The sequence below is a fragment of the Flavobacterium panici genome, from assembly GCF_903819335.1.
GTDB classification, from domain to species: Bacteria; Bacteroidota; Bacteroidia; order Flavobacteriales; family Flavobacteriaceae; genus Flavobacterium; species Flavobacterium panici.
This window is the reverse complement of sequence record NZ_CAIJDE010000017.1, coordinates 245063-259393: the sequence shown is the minus strand read 5'-3', so window position 1 is coordinate 259393 and position 14331 is coordinate 245063. Positions and strand designations below refer to the sequence as shown.

14 protein-coding genes are annotated in these 14331 nt (G+C 34.3%); 2 read left to right on the top strand and 12 right to left on the bottom strand.

Annotation, left to right across the window (positions count from 1 at the left end):
• The first annotated feature begins 85 nt into the window (after window positions 1-85).
• Window positions 86-586 carry a PAS domain-containing protein gene (locus FLAPXU55_RS01165; protein ID WP_053473107.1) on the top strand — a complete coding sequence of 167 codons (501 nt, stop codon included), beginning with the start codon at window positions 86-88 and terminating at the stop codon, window positions 584-586.
• Window positions 587-713: 127 nt separating this feature from the next.
• Here the strand turns inward: FLAPXU55_RS01165 and FLAPXU55_RS01160 are convergent, their stop codons facing one another.
• The 10 genes from FLAPXU55_RS01160 to FLAPXU55_RS01115 all read right to left on the bottom strand — a co-directional run bounded on the left by FLAPXU55_RS01160 (window position 714) and on the right by FLAPXU55_RS01115 (window position 10812).
• Window positions 714-2318 carry a fumarate hydratase gene (locus FLAPXU55_RS01160; protein WP_053473106.1) on the bottom strand — a complete coding sequence of 535 codons (1605 nt, stop codon included), beginning with the start codon at window positions 2316-2318 and terminating at the stop codon, window positions 714-716.
• Window positions 2319-2638: 320 nt separating this feature from the next.
• On the bottom strand, window positions 2639-3100 hold the full coding sequence (gene tnpA, locus FLAPXU55_RS01155) for an IS200/IS605 family transposase (RefSeq protein WP_180856144.1): 462 nt from the start codon (window positions 3098-3100) through the stop codon (window positions 2639-2641).
• A 311-nt stretch (window positions 3101-3411) separates the two neighbouring features.
• Window positions 3412-4140: a hypothetical protein gene (locus FLAPXU55_RS01150; protein ID WP_180856142.1), complete on the bottom strand. Its 729-nt coding sequence runs from the start codon at window positions 4138-4140 to the stop codon at window positions 3412-3414.
• Window positions 4141-4194: 54 nt separating this feature from the next.
• Window positions 4195-5634 carry a nucleoside recognition domain-containing protein gene (locus FLAPXU55_RS01145; RefSeq protein WP_073485906.1) on the bottom strand — a complete coding sequence of 480 codons (1440 nt, stop codon included), beginning with the start codon at window positions 5632-5634 and terminating at the stop codon, window positions 4195-4197.
• Window positions 5635-5744: 110 nt separating this feature from the next.
• Entirely contained in the window at window positions 5745-6818 is a 1074-nt protein-coding gene (locus tag FLAPXU55_RS01140) for a winged helix DNA-binding domain-containing protein (RefSeq protein WP_180856140.1), read from the bottom strand.
• 104 nt (window positions 6819-6922) lie between these two features.
• Window positions 6923-7636 carry a 3'-5' exonuclease gene (locus FLAPXU55_RS01135; RefSeq protein ID WP_073485903.1) on the bottom strand — a complete coding sequence of 238 codons (714 nt, stop codon included), beginning with the start codon at window positions 7634-7636 and terminating at the stop codon, window positions 6923-6925.
• Window positions 7637-7824: 188 nt separating this feature from the next.
• Window positions 7825-8301 carry a methylated-DNA--[protein]-cysteine S-methyltransferase gene (locus FLAPXU55_RS01130; RefSeq protein WP_180856138.1) on the bottom strand — a complete coding sequence of 159 codons (477 nt, stop codon included), beginning with the start codon at window positions 8299-8301 and terminating at the stop codon, window positions 7825-7827.
• A 208-nt stretch (window positions 8302-8509) separates the two neighbouring features.
• On the bottom strand, window positions 8510-9322 hold the full coding sequence (locus tag FLAPXU55_RS01125; RefSeq protein ID WP_180856137.1) for an NAD-dependent epimerase/dehydratase family protein: 813 nt from the start codon (window positions 9320-9322) through the stop codon (window positions 8510-8512).
• Window positions 9323-9472: 150 nt separating this feature from the next.
• Entirely contained in the window at window positions 9473-9925 is a 453-nt protein-coding gene (locus FLAPXU55_RS01120) for a GNAT family N-acetyltransferase (RefSeq protein WP_180856136.1), read from the bottom strand.
• Complete coding sequence (locus tag FLAPXU55_RS01115; RefSeq protein WP_180856135.1) at window positions 9910-10812, bottom strand: LysR family transcriptional regulator; 903 nt, start codon at window positions 10810-10812, stop codon at window positions 9910-9912. The genes FLAPXU55_RS01120 and FLAPXU55_RS01115 overlap by 16 nt, the downstream gene beginning before the upstream one ends.
• Before the next feature lie 146 nt (window positions 10813-10958).
• On the opposite strand from FLAPXU55_RS01115, the gene FLAPXU55_RS01110 reads away from it, so the two are divergent.
• Window positions 10959-11354 (top strand): rhodanese-like domain-containing protein, encoded by a 396-nt coding sequence (locus FLAPXU55_RS01110; RefSeq protein WP_180856134.1) that lies wholly within the window; start codon window positions 10959-10961, stop codon window positions 11352-11354.
• 143 nt (window positions 11355-11497) lie between these two features.
• Here the strand turns inward: FLAPXU55_RS01110 and FLAPXU55_RS01105 are convergent, their stop codons facing one another.
• The gene (locus FLAPXU55_RS01105) at window positions 11498-11917 is read right to left on the bottom strand and encodes an SRPBCC family protein (protein ID WP_180856133.1); all 420 of its coding nucleotides are present in this window, start codon (window positions 11915-11917) and stop codon (window positions 11498-11500) included.
• A gap of 19 nt (window positions 11918-11936) precedes the next feature.
• A complete protein-coding gene (locus tag FLAPXU55_RS01100) occupies window positions 11937-14330 on the bottom strand; it encodes a M28 family peptidase (protein ID WP_180856131.1) in 2394 nt (797 codons plus the stop codon).
• Between the last annotated feature and the right edge of the window lies 1 nt (window position 14331).

Genomic DNA, 14331 nt, shown 5'->3' with positions numbered 1-14331 from the left:
ATTTTACTAAATGAGGTTTTCCCGTAATTTATTTTGTAACTTTAGTAGTAAGTTTGAGAGAAAAGATTTCTAAAATTCATTTCATATGAAAAAGAATAGCTCTGATGATACAGCAAACCGGACTTGGTTGCCTATTTTGGCCTTAGATCTTCATTATGAGTATTTAAATGAATTGAAGGCGGTTTTTGCCGACATGAAAAAGGTAAATAAAATCTCCAATCAATTTACCTGGAACGATAAAAACCTTAAAATCGAAGAAAGAATCAAAGACGAAGTGGTGCTTATTACTGATTTAGATTTAAAAATCGTCTTTGCATCAAACAGAATCAAAAGAATGACGGGATATAAAGAAGATGAAATTTTAGGGAAAACGCCTAAAATGTTTCAAGGCCCGGAGACTTGTAAAACTGTTTTAAAAGAAATTCAGGAAGCAATAAAACTGAAAGAACCTTTTAAGAAAACCATCCAAAACTATAAAAAAGACGGCAGAAGCTATAAATGCAGCATGGATGCAACTCCAATTTATAATTTAAAAGGAGAGCTATCACATTTTATAGCTTTTGAAAAAGAAGATAAAAGCGCTTAGGTTTTTAAATGCCACAAAGACACTAAGACTCGAAGAAATTTTTAAGCAAAACATAAATAAAAACCGCCCAATGAGGCGGTTTTTATTTTAAAAAATCTTTGTGTCTTAGTGCCCTTGTGGCAAAAACTTATAAATTTTCAAAGAAATCATTTCCTTTATCATCAGTGATAATAAAAGCAGGGAAATCTTTTACGGTGATTTTACGAACGGCTTCCATTCCTAATTCTTCAAAATCAACAACTTCAACTTTTAAGATATTGTCTTGTGCTAAAATAGCAGCGGGACCTCCAATAGAACCTAAATAGAATCCGCCATATTTGTTGCAGGCATCCGTAACTTGTTTTGTACGGTTTCCTTTAGCAAGCATAATCATACTTCCGCCATGTTTTTGGAATTCATCTACATAAACATCCATACGTCCGGCAGTTGTTGGCCCAAAACTTCCCGAGGCCATTCCTTCCGGAGTTTTTGCCGGACCAGCATAATATACCGGATGGTTTTTAAAATATTCCGGCATAGGTTTTCCGGCATCTAGTAATTCTTTAATTTTTGCGTGTGCAATATCACGGGCAACAATTACAGTTCCGTTTAGTTTTAAACGTGTTTTGATAGGGTATTGAGATAGTTTAGCCAAAATATCTGCCATTGGCTGATCTAAATCAACTTCAACCGGAGCTTCTAAATGCGGAGCTGTTTCTGGTAAAAATTGTTTTGGATTTACTTCCAATTGTTCAACGAAGATTCCGTCTTTAGTGATTTTTCCTTTGATATTTCTATCCGCAGAACAAGAAACTCCTAATCCAACCGGACAAGAAGCAGCGTGACGCGGTAAACGAATTACACGAACGTCATGTGTGAAATATTTTCCTCCAAACTGAGCTCCAATTTCACTTTCCTGACAGATTTTTTGAACTCGTGCCTCCCATTCTAAATCACGAAATGCCTGACCCGCCATATTTCCAGAAGTCGGCAAGTGATCATAATATCCTGCAGACGCTTTTTTAACGGCACTTAAGTTTGCTTCCGCTGAAGTTCCACCAATAACCAAAGCCAAGTGATAAGGGGGACAAGCCGATGTTCCTAAATCTTTGATTTTTGCTCTCACAAAAGCATCCATAGATTTATCGTTTAATAGCGATTTGGTCTGTTGATACAAGTAAGTCTTATTTGCAGAACCACCACCTTTTGCCATAAATAGGAAATCGTATGAAGTTCCTTTTTTAGCATATATATCAATTTGTGCCGGAAGATTTGAACCTGAGTTTTTCTCTTCAAACATCGAAATTGGTACAATTTGAGAATAACGTAAATTACGTTTTTGGTATGTATTGAAAATACCACGGCTTAACCATTCAGCATCATCAACACCTGTAAAGATGCTTTCCCCTTTTTTTGCCATTACAATCGCTGTACCGGTATCCTGACAGCTTGGTAACTGTCCTTCGGCAGCAACCGAAGCATTTTGAAGTAAATTGTAAGCTACAAAACGATCATTGTCTGTTGCTTCTGGATCATCAAGAATGTTTCTTAGTTTTTGCAAATGTGTCGTTCTAAGCATGAACGAAACATCGGTTAAGGCTTCTTCAGCCAGTAATTCTAAACCTTTTGGATCAACGGTTAAAATTTCACGTTCTCCAAATTGCTCCACTTTTACAAAATCAGAAGTAATTTTGCGGTACTGCGTATCATCCTTTAAAATTGGGTAAGGATCCTGGTATATAAAATCAATCATTTCTTTGTTTTTTTACAAAGTTAAAAATTATTTACCTAAGAAAGAATTTGAATTAGGGGCTTGTATTTATATTTTAAACTGGACTGAAGTCCAGCCCTACAATATGATTCGAGCCGTTGGCTCTTTTTTTTAGTTCCTCAGGAACAATTTATTTTTGTAGAGTGTATTTAATGTATTTATATAACATCAAAGATGGAGATGACTCTACATGAAGTTCCGAAGGAACGATCCATATTGTAGGGCTGGACTTCAGTCCAGTTTTAATACGGGATGATTATTTGACGAAACGTAATTGTTTTGATGAGTTTGCAATTATAGAATCATATTAAATTTTCAAAAAGACATCGTTCATCAAATTTAGCATTGTGTTTATTTAAAAAAGAAGAATATTCCTCTTTGAAATTTTGCTTTTTATGATGCTCTTCTTGATTTTCAATATATTTATACACAGCATCAATGTGAGATTTACTATATGAAAAGACACCATAACCTTCCTGCCATTCAAATTTGCATTTTGTCAATAGATGATCATTGATATATTTTGAAGATTTCCCTTTTACAGCTTTCATCAAATCCGAAACAGAGATTGTTGGTTTAAGAGCTAGAAGACAATGAACATGATCTTCAGTTCCGTTTACTATTATGGTTTTGCAGCCAGTTTCATTTATTAAATTCCCTATTACGCTTAATATTTTAGATTTGCAATCATTTGTAATTTGTGCTTCTCTGTATTTAACTGCAAAAACGGCTTGTATATAAATTTGATGAAAGGTGTTTGACATTTTGTATTGTTAACGATTATGATTTTGTAAATATATAATTTTTCTTACAAAAAAATGCAATGTTCGTTTATTATGTTTAAACTGGACTGAAGTCCAGCCCTACAAAATGAATCGTTCCTTCGGAACTTTATGTGATATCGTCCTTTGCGAAACTTTATGTGACATTATTATTATACTTAATGTTATAGAAATGAATTGAAGTGCAACTCAACAAATAAATTGTTTTTGCACAACTAAGAAAAAAGAGCCAACGGCTCGAACAATATTGTAGGGCTGGACTTCAGTCCAGTTTATTTGTAAAAAGAAGAATTTTAATCTTGCTGATGAAATTCATCAAAACTCATTTTTTTTTCGAAATAGTTTTGGTCTTTTGCCGAAAGCAATTGTTTTTCCCAGTGATTTCCGTTTAAGTGAAAAGCAATAGAATCTGAATGTGTAACAGTTCCCATATTTTCGTCATTATCATCAGGTTCAAAAGCAACCGTTTTGCAATAGATAGTTTTAGGATTTTCTTTTGAATTTTCAAATTCAACCCAGCTTCCCCAACCGCTGTCAGACATAGTATACCATTCGTAAACAAGTTGTAAATCGTTATTTTTTAAATGATATAAATAATGGTTTTGAGTATAACCACAAGCTGGATATCCAAAATCAATTTGAATAAAAGGAGAACTGTTGTCGTTTTCATTTCCTAATCCGTAATGAGCACTCCATTCTGATCCTTTTTCGAATAAATTAATCGTAATTTTTGATGAAACAGTTTTAATTTTATTCTGATAAAAATCAAGTTGGTATTTTCTCGTTACAATACTGTCTTTATCCATTTTTTCATCTAAAAGATAAGCCAAAATATAATTGTCTGTTGATTGTTCTCCAATATCGGCAATAGAAATAGTGTCAATTTTTAAACGATTTTTTTGTTTATTAATAGTTTCATTTTTATTTACCGAAGCCTTGTCTTTTGTTTGAATTACCGGCTTTGGTTTCTGACAACTTATTAAAACGAATAAAAGGATAAAGGCAAAGGCTTGTATTTTCATGGTATTTGTTTGTTTTCAACAGATTTTAATCCCGTTAACCGAATATTTTGATTTTTAAAAAAACCAAGTCGCCACAAAAATTGCCGTAATTACACAAATAAGATCCACTAAAAGCATAGTGCCTAAAGCATAACGCGTATTTTTGATATTAACCGAACCAAAATAAACTGCAATTACATAAAAAGTACTTTCGGCGCTGCATTGAAAAATACTGCTCAGTCTCGCCGTTAATGAATCGGCACCAAAAGTATTCATCGAATCGATTAAGAATCCGCGGGAACCAGCAGAACTAAACGGACGAAGCATGGCAACAGGTAAAGCGTTAGTAATTTCTTTACTTACTCCCATATTAGAAAAAACAAAAGCAATTCCATCGCTGATAATTTCAAATAAACCGCTGTTTCTGAATAAAGAAATAGCAACCAGCATTCCCAATACATAAGGGAAAATAGTTACTCCGGTTTTCACTCCATTATTTGCACCAACGACAAAAGTGTCAAAAACAGTTGTGTTAGCCTCGCTGAATTTCTTTTCGTTTTTGAAAGAGAATATCAAAGTAAAAGCAATAATGGCAATTAAAATTAATCCCGAAAGGTTAGAAGTAAAATAGTTTTTTCCAATTAAGTCCAAATGATTAACATACATCAACAAACCAACAATGGCGGCAATTAATCCCATTAAGACGATAAGAAGAGAAGCACTTTTGAAATTGATTTTTTGTTTAATTCCAACAATTAAAAACGCAGCAATAGTTCCAATGAAAGAAGTAATGATACAAGGCAGCATAACATCGGCAGGATTACTTGCATTTGCAGCCGCGCGATATCCAATAATCGAAGTTGCAATTAGAGTTAAGCCCGAAGCGTGAAGACACATAAACATGATTTGCGCATCGCTCGCTTTGTCTTTATCGGGATTTATTTCCTGCAAACTTTCCATGGCTTTTAATCCGAATGGTGTTGCTGCCGAATCTAATCCAAGGAAATTAGCAGCAAAGTTCAAAGTCATGTAGGATATTGAAGGGTGATTTTTAGGAATACTTGGAAACACTTTTACAAAAACCGGACTCAATAGTTTTGCCAGATTTCCAGAAGCTCCGGAAACAATTAAAAGTTCCATTAATCCACAGAAGAAAGCTAAATAAGCAATAAGCGGCAGAATTAAATCAACTAAAGTGCTTTTACAAGTTGGCAGTAAACCATCAGATTTTTGAAGACCGCTGTATATTTTTACAGTTTTGCTTTTATAAACATAAGTCGTGTCGGCATTAAGCGTATCACGGTTGATAATCATGGTTTGATCCGGCGCTTTTTTTATACTGTCTTTAATGAAAGCCGGAAGTTCATGAATATATTTTTCAGAAACTAAAACAGGATCATCTTTCTTTCCATTTAAAACAGAATCAATCGTATAAGTATTGGCAGTAAATAAACTGACTACAATAAAAACAATCGAAGAAATAAAAATAACTAACCAAAATCTACTTAATACCATAATGCTATTTTTTTGTAAATGTAATTATTTAGGCAGAATATGCACAAAGATTTTATTCCACAAAGGAGAAGTATTTCTAAGAAAGTGCAGACTTTTAGTCAAATTTCAAATTATTCGATAACAATTTTAGTTTCTAAGTAGTTTTCAAAAGCTTTAATTCCTTCAAACAGAATTTGTTTTTTAGACTCTTCAGTTTCATTAAAAAACTCTGTTTCAATTTTGGCGTGGTCTTTTTTAATAGTTCGTTTCCATATTCCAATCACTTTTCCATTTTCAAGAATTATCGGTTTAAAGATGCCATTATTGGTAAAAACTCTATTTTGATGTTCAGATAAAAAAGAAGCTTCTCTGGTTTTATAAGAAATTAAAATTTCATCAAAAGCGGGAAGAAAGTGAATGCTTTGCTTGAAGTTAACCTTTTCAATATTTTGATTTACAAAGTAATAAATCTGATTTTTAATTTCAATAAATTCTAATTGCAACTTAATTGCATCAATGGTTTTTTGACAAATAGTAGGCGGAAAACCTGACCACCACGAAAAATCAAGCAAAGTTGCCGGACCGTGACTTTCAAAATAGCGTTTGGCTAATTTTGCAAAACCTTCTTCTTTTGTCAATATGGTTTTCGGTTTTTGAACACGTTCTTCAAGTAAGGCGTAGGTGATTTTTTTTCCTTTCATTCTGCCGTTGCAAACCAAACCATCTTGTTCAGCATGCATCATAATCGCAGCACTTAGAAAATCTTCTTTTGAAGTTTTTTTAATACCGAGTTCCTGCATAATTTCATCCCGGGTCAAATGATTGTTTCCAGATAATAGCTTTTCGATAGCATTATTAGTCTGATTTAGTTTTTTATCATCAAAACCAAATTTCTTAGCACCGGAAATAGTCATTCTTTTTACTTGTGGTCCGGCAAGATCCAGCATCCAGTAAATATCTTCGTGAGCAACAAAATGCCAGGTTGGGCGTAAAATATGAGTTCTTATTATTTGTGCCGAATTTACAGCTTCTTCAATTTCTTTTTCAGATGCATCACAACGGGAACCAATTGCCCATTTTGCCATTGCATAATCCTGAGCCTGCATAGCGCCAAAATGGTGCACAATTTCCTGAGGAGAACATTTGTCTGTTTTATAAAGCTTCTGCGAAACAAGACGATGATGTGAAATTTCCGAATGTGTCATCTTTTAAAAATTTATTAAACCATATAAGTTATATAAGTTCATTTAATTTTGCGTCTCAAAATCTTAGAATCTCAGCGCCTTAGTATCTTAGAATCTCAAAAAAACTATACATGAATAATTTCATCATCAATCAGTAAATCTTCACGGCGTAAACGAAGGAAAATCTGCGCTACAGCAATTGTATCTTTTTCGCAATACGTTATAATCCGGTCTATGTCTTTTTCGACATAATAGACGTGTGCGACCTGACTTCCGTCAATATCGCCTTTTGGCGATGGGACTCCGAGAATCTTAGTCAAAAGCTTTAAGGAAGTAAAATGCTTATAATCGCCAAACTTCCATAGTTCTAAAGTATCAAGATGTGCAATTTCCCAAGGTTTTTTACCGAATAAATTCAGTTTGTCCGGAATTGCGATTTGATTGATAATCATTCGGCGTGCGATAAACGGAATATCAAATTCTTTAGCGTTATGTCCGCATAAAAGATGCTGCGGCTGATTGAAATGATTGTTCAGCAGATTATTAAAGTCTTTCAGAATCTTTTTTTCTTCTCCAAAAAAGGAAGTTACCCTGAAATTTCTAACGTCGCCTTTGATTGTAAAATACCCAACCGAAATACAGATTATCTTTCCGAATTCTGCCCAAATTCCGGCACGTTCGTAAAATTCTTCTGGTGTAAAATCGTCTTTTCGCTGATATTGCGTTTTTAAATCCCAAAGAGACTTCATTTCTTCGTCAAGAGAATTGAAGTTTTCTTCTTCCGGAACGGTTTCTATATCAAGAAAGAGAATGTTATTAAGGTTTATTTTTTCAATCATATTTTTTTGCCACGAATTTCACGAATTTTCACTAATTCTTTGTGGAGATAAATGTACAATAATTTGAATTTTTTTCAGGCACGAATTTATTAATTGAATGAATTTTCTTTAAATAAAGAAATTTTTTGAGTCATAATTATGAAAGAAAAAAATTCGTGAAAATTAGTGAAATTCGTGGCTAACACTTTTTAGAATAAACTCTGTTGTGCAGAAGGACTTTCGTGTTCAAGCAGCCATTTTTTTCGGGACAATCCGCCGGCGTAACCGGTTAAAGAACCATTTGTACCGATAACTCTGTGGCAGGGAACGACAATCCAAAGCGGATTTTTACCATTTGCAGATGCTACTGCACGAATTGCTTTTATATCGCCCAGTTTTTTGGTTTGATCCATGTAACTTACTGTTTTTCCATACGGAATTTCCAGTAATGCTTTCCAGACTTTTTGTTGAAATTCTGTTCCTTGTGGATTTAGTTTTAAATCGAAATCAGTTCTTTTTCCTTCGAAATATTCCTCAAGCTGCGAAACGGCGTCTTTTAAAACTTTTGGTATTTTCTTTGAAACTTCGTTTGTTCCAACATCAGAAACGGAGATTATTGCAATACCATCTTCATCTCCAACTATCTTGGTGATTCCTAAAGGTGAATTAACATAAACTGTTTCCATATTTTACTACTGAGTTTTTTTACCGCAAAGACGCGAAGGTTTCGCAAAGTTCGCAAAGTTTTTTTTAAACCATATAAGTTATGTAAGTAATTTAAGTTTTATTGTTTAACTAAGCTCACAAAGTTTACACTATTGTCACCCTGAGCGAAGTCGAAGGTTTATGGAAACAAAAAGGCTTCGACTTCGCTCAGCCTGACATTCGGAGTCTTTAATAATTCTCCAGCTTAAATTGATAATTTAAAACGGTTTTGATTTTTTCGCTTGAAATAACCTTTTTAATATTTGACTTTTCAGAACTGAATTTTGGTAAAACTAAGTTTTGTTCTTTTGCTTTTTGAGTGTAATATTTCTCTCTACTTGGATGAAAAGGCGCAGCGGCGTTGAAAACTTCATTCCATTTTGATTGGTTTATGATTTCTTCGATAATGGCAATGCAGTCTTTTTGATGAATTAAATTTATTGGAGCATCGGGATTTTCCAGGTTTTCTTTTCCTGCTAAAAACTTTACGGGATGTCGGTCTTCGCCGATTAATCCGCCGAAACGTAGAATTGTGGTTTCGAAGTTTTGATTTTTTTGAAGAATTGCTTCTGCTAAAACCAATTGTTTTCCACTTTCTGTTTCCGGATTTGGTCTTGTTTCTTCCGTGATCAATTCATTTTCATCTCCATAAACCGAAGTTGAACTCACAAAAAGGACTTTGGAAACACTTGATTTCTCAATAAACGGAATTAGGTTTTCGATTTTCTGAACAAATACCTTCTTAGATTCTGATGAAACCGCTCGCAATTTTGGCGGAATATCAATAATCAGGATTTCGCTTTCAGCTAAAAAATCAGTAATGTTTTCAGATATATTTTCGCTTTCAACAATAACCAAAAACGGATTTATTCCGGCATCTTTTAAAATAGGAAGTTTACTTTCAGAAGTTGTTGATCCTTTTACCGAATTTCCTTTTTCGATTAGTTTTTTTGCCAAAGGCAAACCTAGCCAGCCACAGCCTAATATGCTTATTTGTGTCATTTGTTTTTTGAGGTTCAAAGGGGCAAAGATACAAAGGTTCAAAGGTTTTTTATTTCACGCAGATTCTGCAGATTTGAGCAGATTTTAAAATCATTTTAATCCCTTAATCTGTGGCTATAAAAAAGTTTGCGTCTTTGCGACTTTGCGAGATTAAATCAAATTTAGCGTAAATCGAACTTTGTCTTTTCCTTTTGCGCCACTTCTGTTGTAAAATTTAATAGCTCTTGTATTAAATTCTGGCGTTTGCCATTGAATGTTTACGCAGTTATTTTCAGCTGCAATTTCTTTTAGCTTTTCAATTAAAACTTCACCAATTCCGAAACTGCGGGCTTCTTCTTCCAGAAACAAACAATCCATGTACATAAAAGTGGCGGCGTCCCAGGTTGAATAATCAAAAGTATAGGAAACATAACCCACAATTGTTTCTTTTACAGCTACGACCAAACAGAACAGTTTTGGGTTTTTGCTGAAAATAGCTTCTTTTAATTTTTCTTGTTTTCCTTCCGGAGAAAAATCAGCTTTCTCGAATTCAGCATGTTTTTGGCAAAGAATAACCAGTTTAGGTAAATCGCCTATTTCACAATTCCTTATTGAATATTCCATTGCAGATTAATTTCGTTTTGTAGAAAATTAATAAAATGCTGAAAATAATCCGGATAAGTTTCGTTTGCTCTCGTCGCGATGAAATGTTTTCGTTTTAAGCCGTTTTTACCCACTTTTACCGCTTTAATTGGATTGTTCTTTAAATGTGGTTGTAATGCCCATTTTGCCATCGACATAACGCCCATATCGGCTTTTACCATTTCAAGAGAAGCTTCTGTTAATGGAAGAGGTGTTACCTTTTTTGGTGTTACTTTGGCTGGAGCCAAAACAAACTGATGAATCGTAACCGTTTCCATCGGAAGGGAATGAATAATAAGATGTTCGTTGATAAAATCCTCGGCAACGACATATTTTTTATCTGCCCACGGATGATTTTCAGAAACTGCCATTACGACTTCATCCTGAAAAAGTTCAGTATATTTTATATGATTATCTTTAATCGTATCGCTTACAATGGCAATGTCAATCGTGTTTTCTAAGAGTTTTTGTAACGGAATATGTGTTGCTTCGGTTACTATTTTCAGTTCAACATTGGGATATAAAAGATGAAATTGTTTTAAAACCGGCGGAAGCCAGTGGTAACTTGAAAAGCATTCGGTGCTGATTCTGATTTCGCCATATTCGCCATAAACCATTTGTTTGATCTGTGTTTGTGCCTGCGAAAGTTTATCCAGAATTTCATTGGCCAAATCATAGATTTTTTCGCCTGCTTTAGTGAGCACGAGTTTTTTATTGGTTCTTAAAAAAATGGCCGTACCCAATTGATATTCTGCTTCTTTGAGCTGATGACTCAAAGCCGATTGCGTTAAATGAAGTTTGTCAATAGCTTTTGTAATGCTTCCTTCTTCAACAATTGCTTTTATCAATTTTAAGTGGCGTATTTCCATTTTTCGAGATTTGTATACAAAGGAACAAAATTTTAGACTGGCTTTTGCATGAAAAAAACTAATGCGGTTCATGAATTCTTTTCGTTTTTATGGCACTATATGAGCTGCTACTTTTGAAAAAACAAAATCATTAAAACTACATTGTCATGGAAGAGCAAATTAAATTTTATGAGCATAAACTAGCGTTTGAAATGGATCCGTCTGATTTATTTGATGCTTTAAATAATGGTGAAAAAGTAATAGCGCTCGATGCCAGAAAGACTTTTGGATTTGAAGCAGAACATATTCCGAATGCGATTAATATTCCGCATCGCGAAATGTCGGCAGAAACAACAAAACATTTAGACAAAGATATTTTGTATGTTACGTATTGCGATGGAATTGGCTGTAACGCTTCGACTAAAGGCGCTTTGAATATGACAAAATTAGGATTTAAAGTAAAAGAACTAATTGGCGGAATAGAGTGGTGGAAGTTTGACGGATATGCAACGGAAGGTGCAAAAGGAGTGAAGGAAGGTTTGAAAATTGAATGTGCGTGTTAAAAGTGACAAAGGTGCAGAGATACAAAGGTGCAAAGGTTTCTCAACATGCCTTAAAAAAAGCACTATGAAAATAGTGCTTTTTTGTTTTTTTGATGTGCTGAGAAACCTTTGTTACTTTGTCACTCTGTTTCTTTGATCCTATTTTAAGATTCAATTATAGCTTTTAAACTCTGAAGAATTGGATTTTCTTCGCCTTGAGGTTCTTCTTGAACTGCTCCCGGGCGATTGTCTTCCTGAATTATTTCGAGTTTTACTTTTTGATTTTCTTCAGATAAAACATAACTCATTATAAAATAATTTTCCGGTTTGTCTTCTAATTCCGGTCTCGGAAAAAACAATGAATATTTTATTTTTTGATTTGGAGAAACTTCTAAAACTGTTCCCCATTGTTCAAAAACCTGATCTTCCCATTCATTCCTGAACCTGATTTCATTTCCGATTTTCCAATCTGTGATTAAATCACTTCCGTATTGCCATTGTTTGACTAATTCTGGTTTTGTCAATGCATTCCAGACTTTTTCTATTGGCGCACTTAAAAATATTGTAGAAACATTTGTAGCCATAGGAAATGGTTTTTATGGTTTATTCAGGTTTTATAACTGGTTTTAAACTGTCTTTTGCAATTACGGTACTATCCTTAACAGGCGCGGGCTGTACCGGCGGGGCTACGGGAGCGGTATATCTCTTGATTTTCTGCTGAACCATAATAGCATCATTTAAAACAAATGGTGTTGGCATCATCCAGTCGCTTCTTGGCTTCGCTTTCAATAAAGGATTTGTCATCAAATCAAATGAACTTTCAATTAAATCCATATCAAAAATAGACGATTTATTGATGTAGAAATCCATAACAAGCGGTTCGTTGCCTACAACATAATAGCAGATAACACGCATTCCGTCGCGTTCTAAACGATTTGTTTTTTCGCCAGAAGTTGAAACGCCGTTTGCTTTAAAGTTGTAAAACGTCATTTTTGGATTGGCGTAGATATCGTAACGGTTTACTTTTCTATTTGGAGTTATCTGGATTTTGATGTATCTGTTATTACCGATAATACTGTCTTTTAAGAAAGAAATAGTAGGTTTTGGAATATCAACAACAGGAGCAATGGCACTATATGTAAAAGCAGAATTGTATTTACTTGCAATAGGAAGACTGTTTAAGCCTACCGCTTTTTGGTTTTTCTGACCTAAATACGATTTCGTCCAGTCGTCCAGATTTACATCATAAGTTGCCCAAAGCGCTGAGTTTGTATTAGCATTATAAACGTAAAGTAAGCTGTTTGATTTTGCTTTTCCGTGTTCGTATCCAGAATGATATCCTGCGTAGATAAAAAATCCAATCGACGCTGCAAAGAAAACCATAATCCATGCGCCTTTTTTAGCAAAAGTATTGAATATTGGCAGTAATAATCCGAAGAGAAGAACGGTTAAAACAGCACTTCCAAAAAGTATTTTCAATCCTAAACCAATTGGAAACATTACAATAAAAGGTGCAATAATGGCTAAAGCCGGAATACTGAAAATTAAATTTACACCTAAACTGTAATGTTGCGTAAAAACAAAAATTCCGAATAAAAGGATTCCGAAATAAACGGGAATAATTAAAAATCCTGCTCCAGTTAAGCTGTTTGCCAAAAATCCGTTTATAAAAATCCAAAGTAACAAAGGTGCTACGAAATGGTTCATCGTAATTTTTGCATCAGAAAAATGATGGTAAAAAGCGAAACAAATCGCAATACTTAGCGTTACAAATGCGCCAATGTAAGCGTGGCCGTTATATGTAAATCCGTTTAAGAGATCAGAATACTGCGGATAGATTTCTAAAATAATTTTCCATCCTAAAAAGGTCACTAAACCAGCAATAATTAAAGATCCTAAAAGCGGAACAAAACCTTTGAATATTTCTCTTAAAGTAATCATTCTTTTGGCTTTTCCGATAAACATGAAAAGTATTAATAGACCAAAAGCGATTAAAGTCATTGGCATTACCCAAGAAAACGGATAACTGATGAAAGAAAAAGGAGCGCTGAAATAAACATAATCTTCTGTTGAAGCCGTTTGGTTTAAATCAGCATTTGCGAAGTATCGTAATAATGGCATCAAATAAGAACCTTGATGCGCCAAAGTCATTTTATTTAAATGCTGAACATCGTCCTGCTGTGTGTGATAATTGTAATGTCCGTCGATAAAAGCGAAATTAAATCCCTGGATATTTCCCTGTTCTCTAAAAACGGTTAAGTCGGTATCATTTGGAAGCATTTTATAAATACTGTACATCAATGAGTTTGATACCGGATAAGATGCTTTTGCTTTTGTAAATTCCTGTACAAGTGCCTGGTTTCCTTTGTTGGTTTCCATCAGCATATAACTTGGCCCGGAAGTTCCTCTTGCTTCGAAGTTTAAAACCAGACCTACATCTTTTGCCCACGGATGTTTGTTTACAAAAAGGGCAGCTCCGTTTAAACCTAATTCTTCAGCATCTGAAAAGAGAATAATGATGTCATTTTTTTGAGGTTCTTTAGCATATAAAAAAGCTCTGATTCCTTCCAGAATTGTAGCAACTCCAGAGGCATCGTCGCTTGCGCCTTTTGAAAAAGAATGCGGTGCACTGTCATAATGAGAAAGTAATAAAAGTGCTTTTGAACTATTTGTTCCTTTAATTCTTGCAAGAATATTTTTAGATTTGACTAAAAGCCCTTTATCGTTTAGAGTAAAACCTTCCTGAACACTTGTTTCTAATCCAATTCTGTTTAGTTCCAGTTTAAGATAATTGGCTACCAATTCATGATTTGTCGAACCCACATAATGCGGTTTTTGCGCAATAATTTCAACCTGATTCAAAGCTCGTTCCGTCGAAAAATCAGCCAGAGCTTCATCATTTTTTGAAATGTATTGCGGCATCATTGTGGCATAAATGATACCTAAAATGGCTAGAATTAAGACAACTGCCAGAATCGAGGTGGGGTTTTTTCTCATG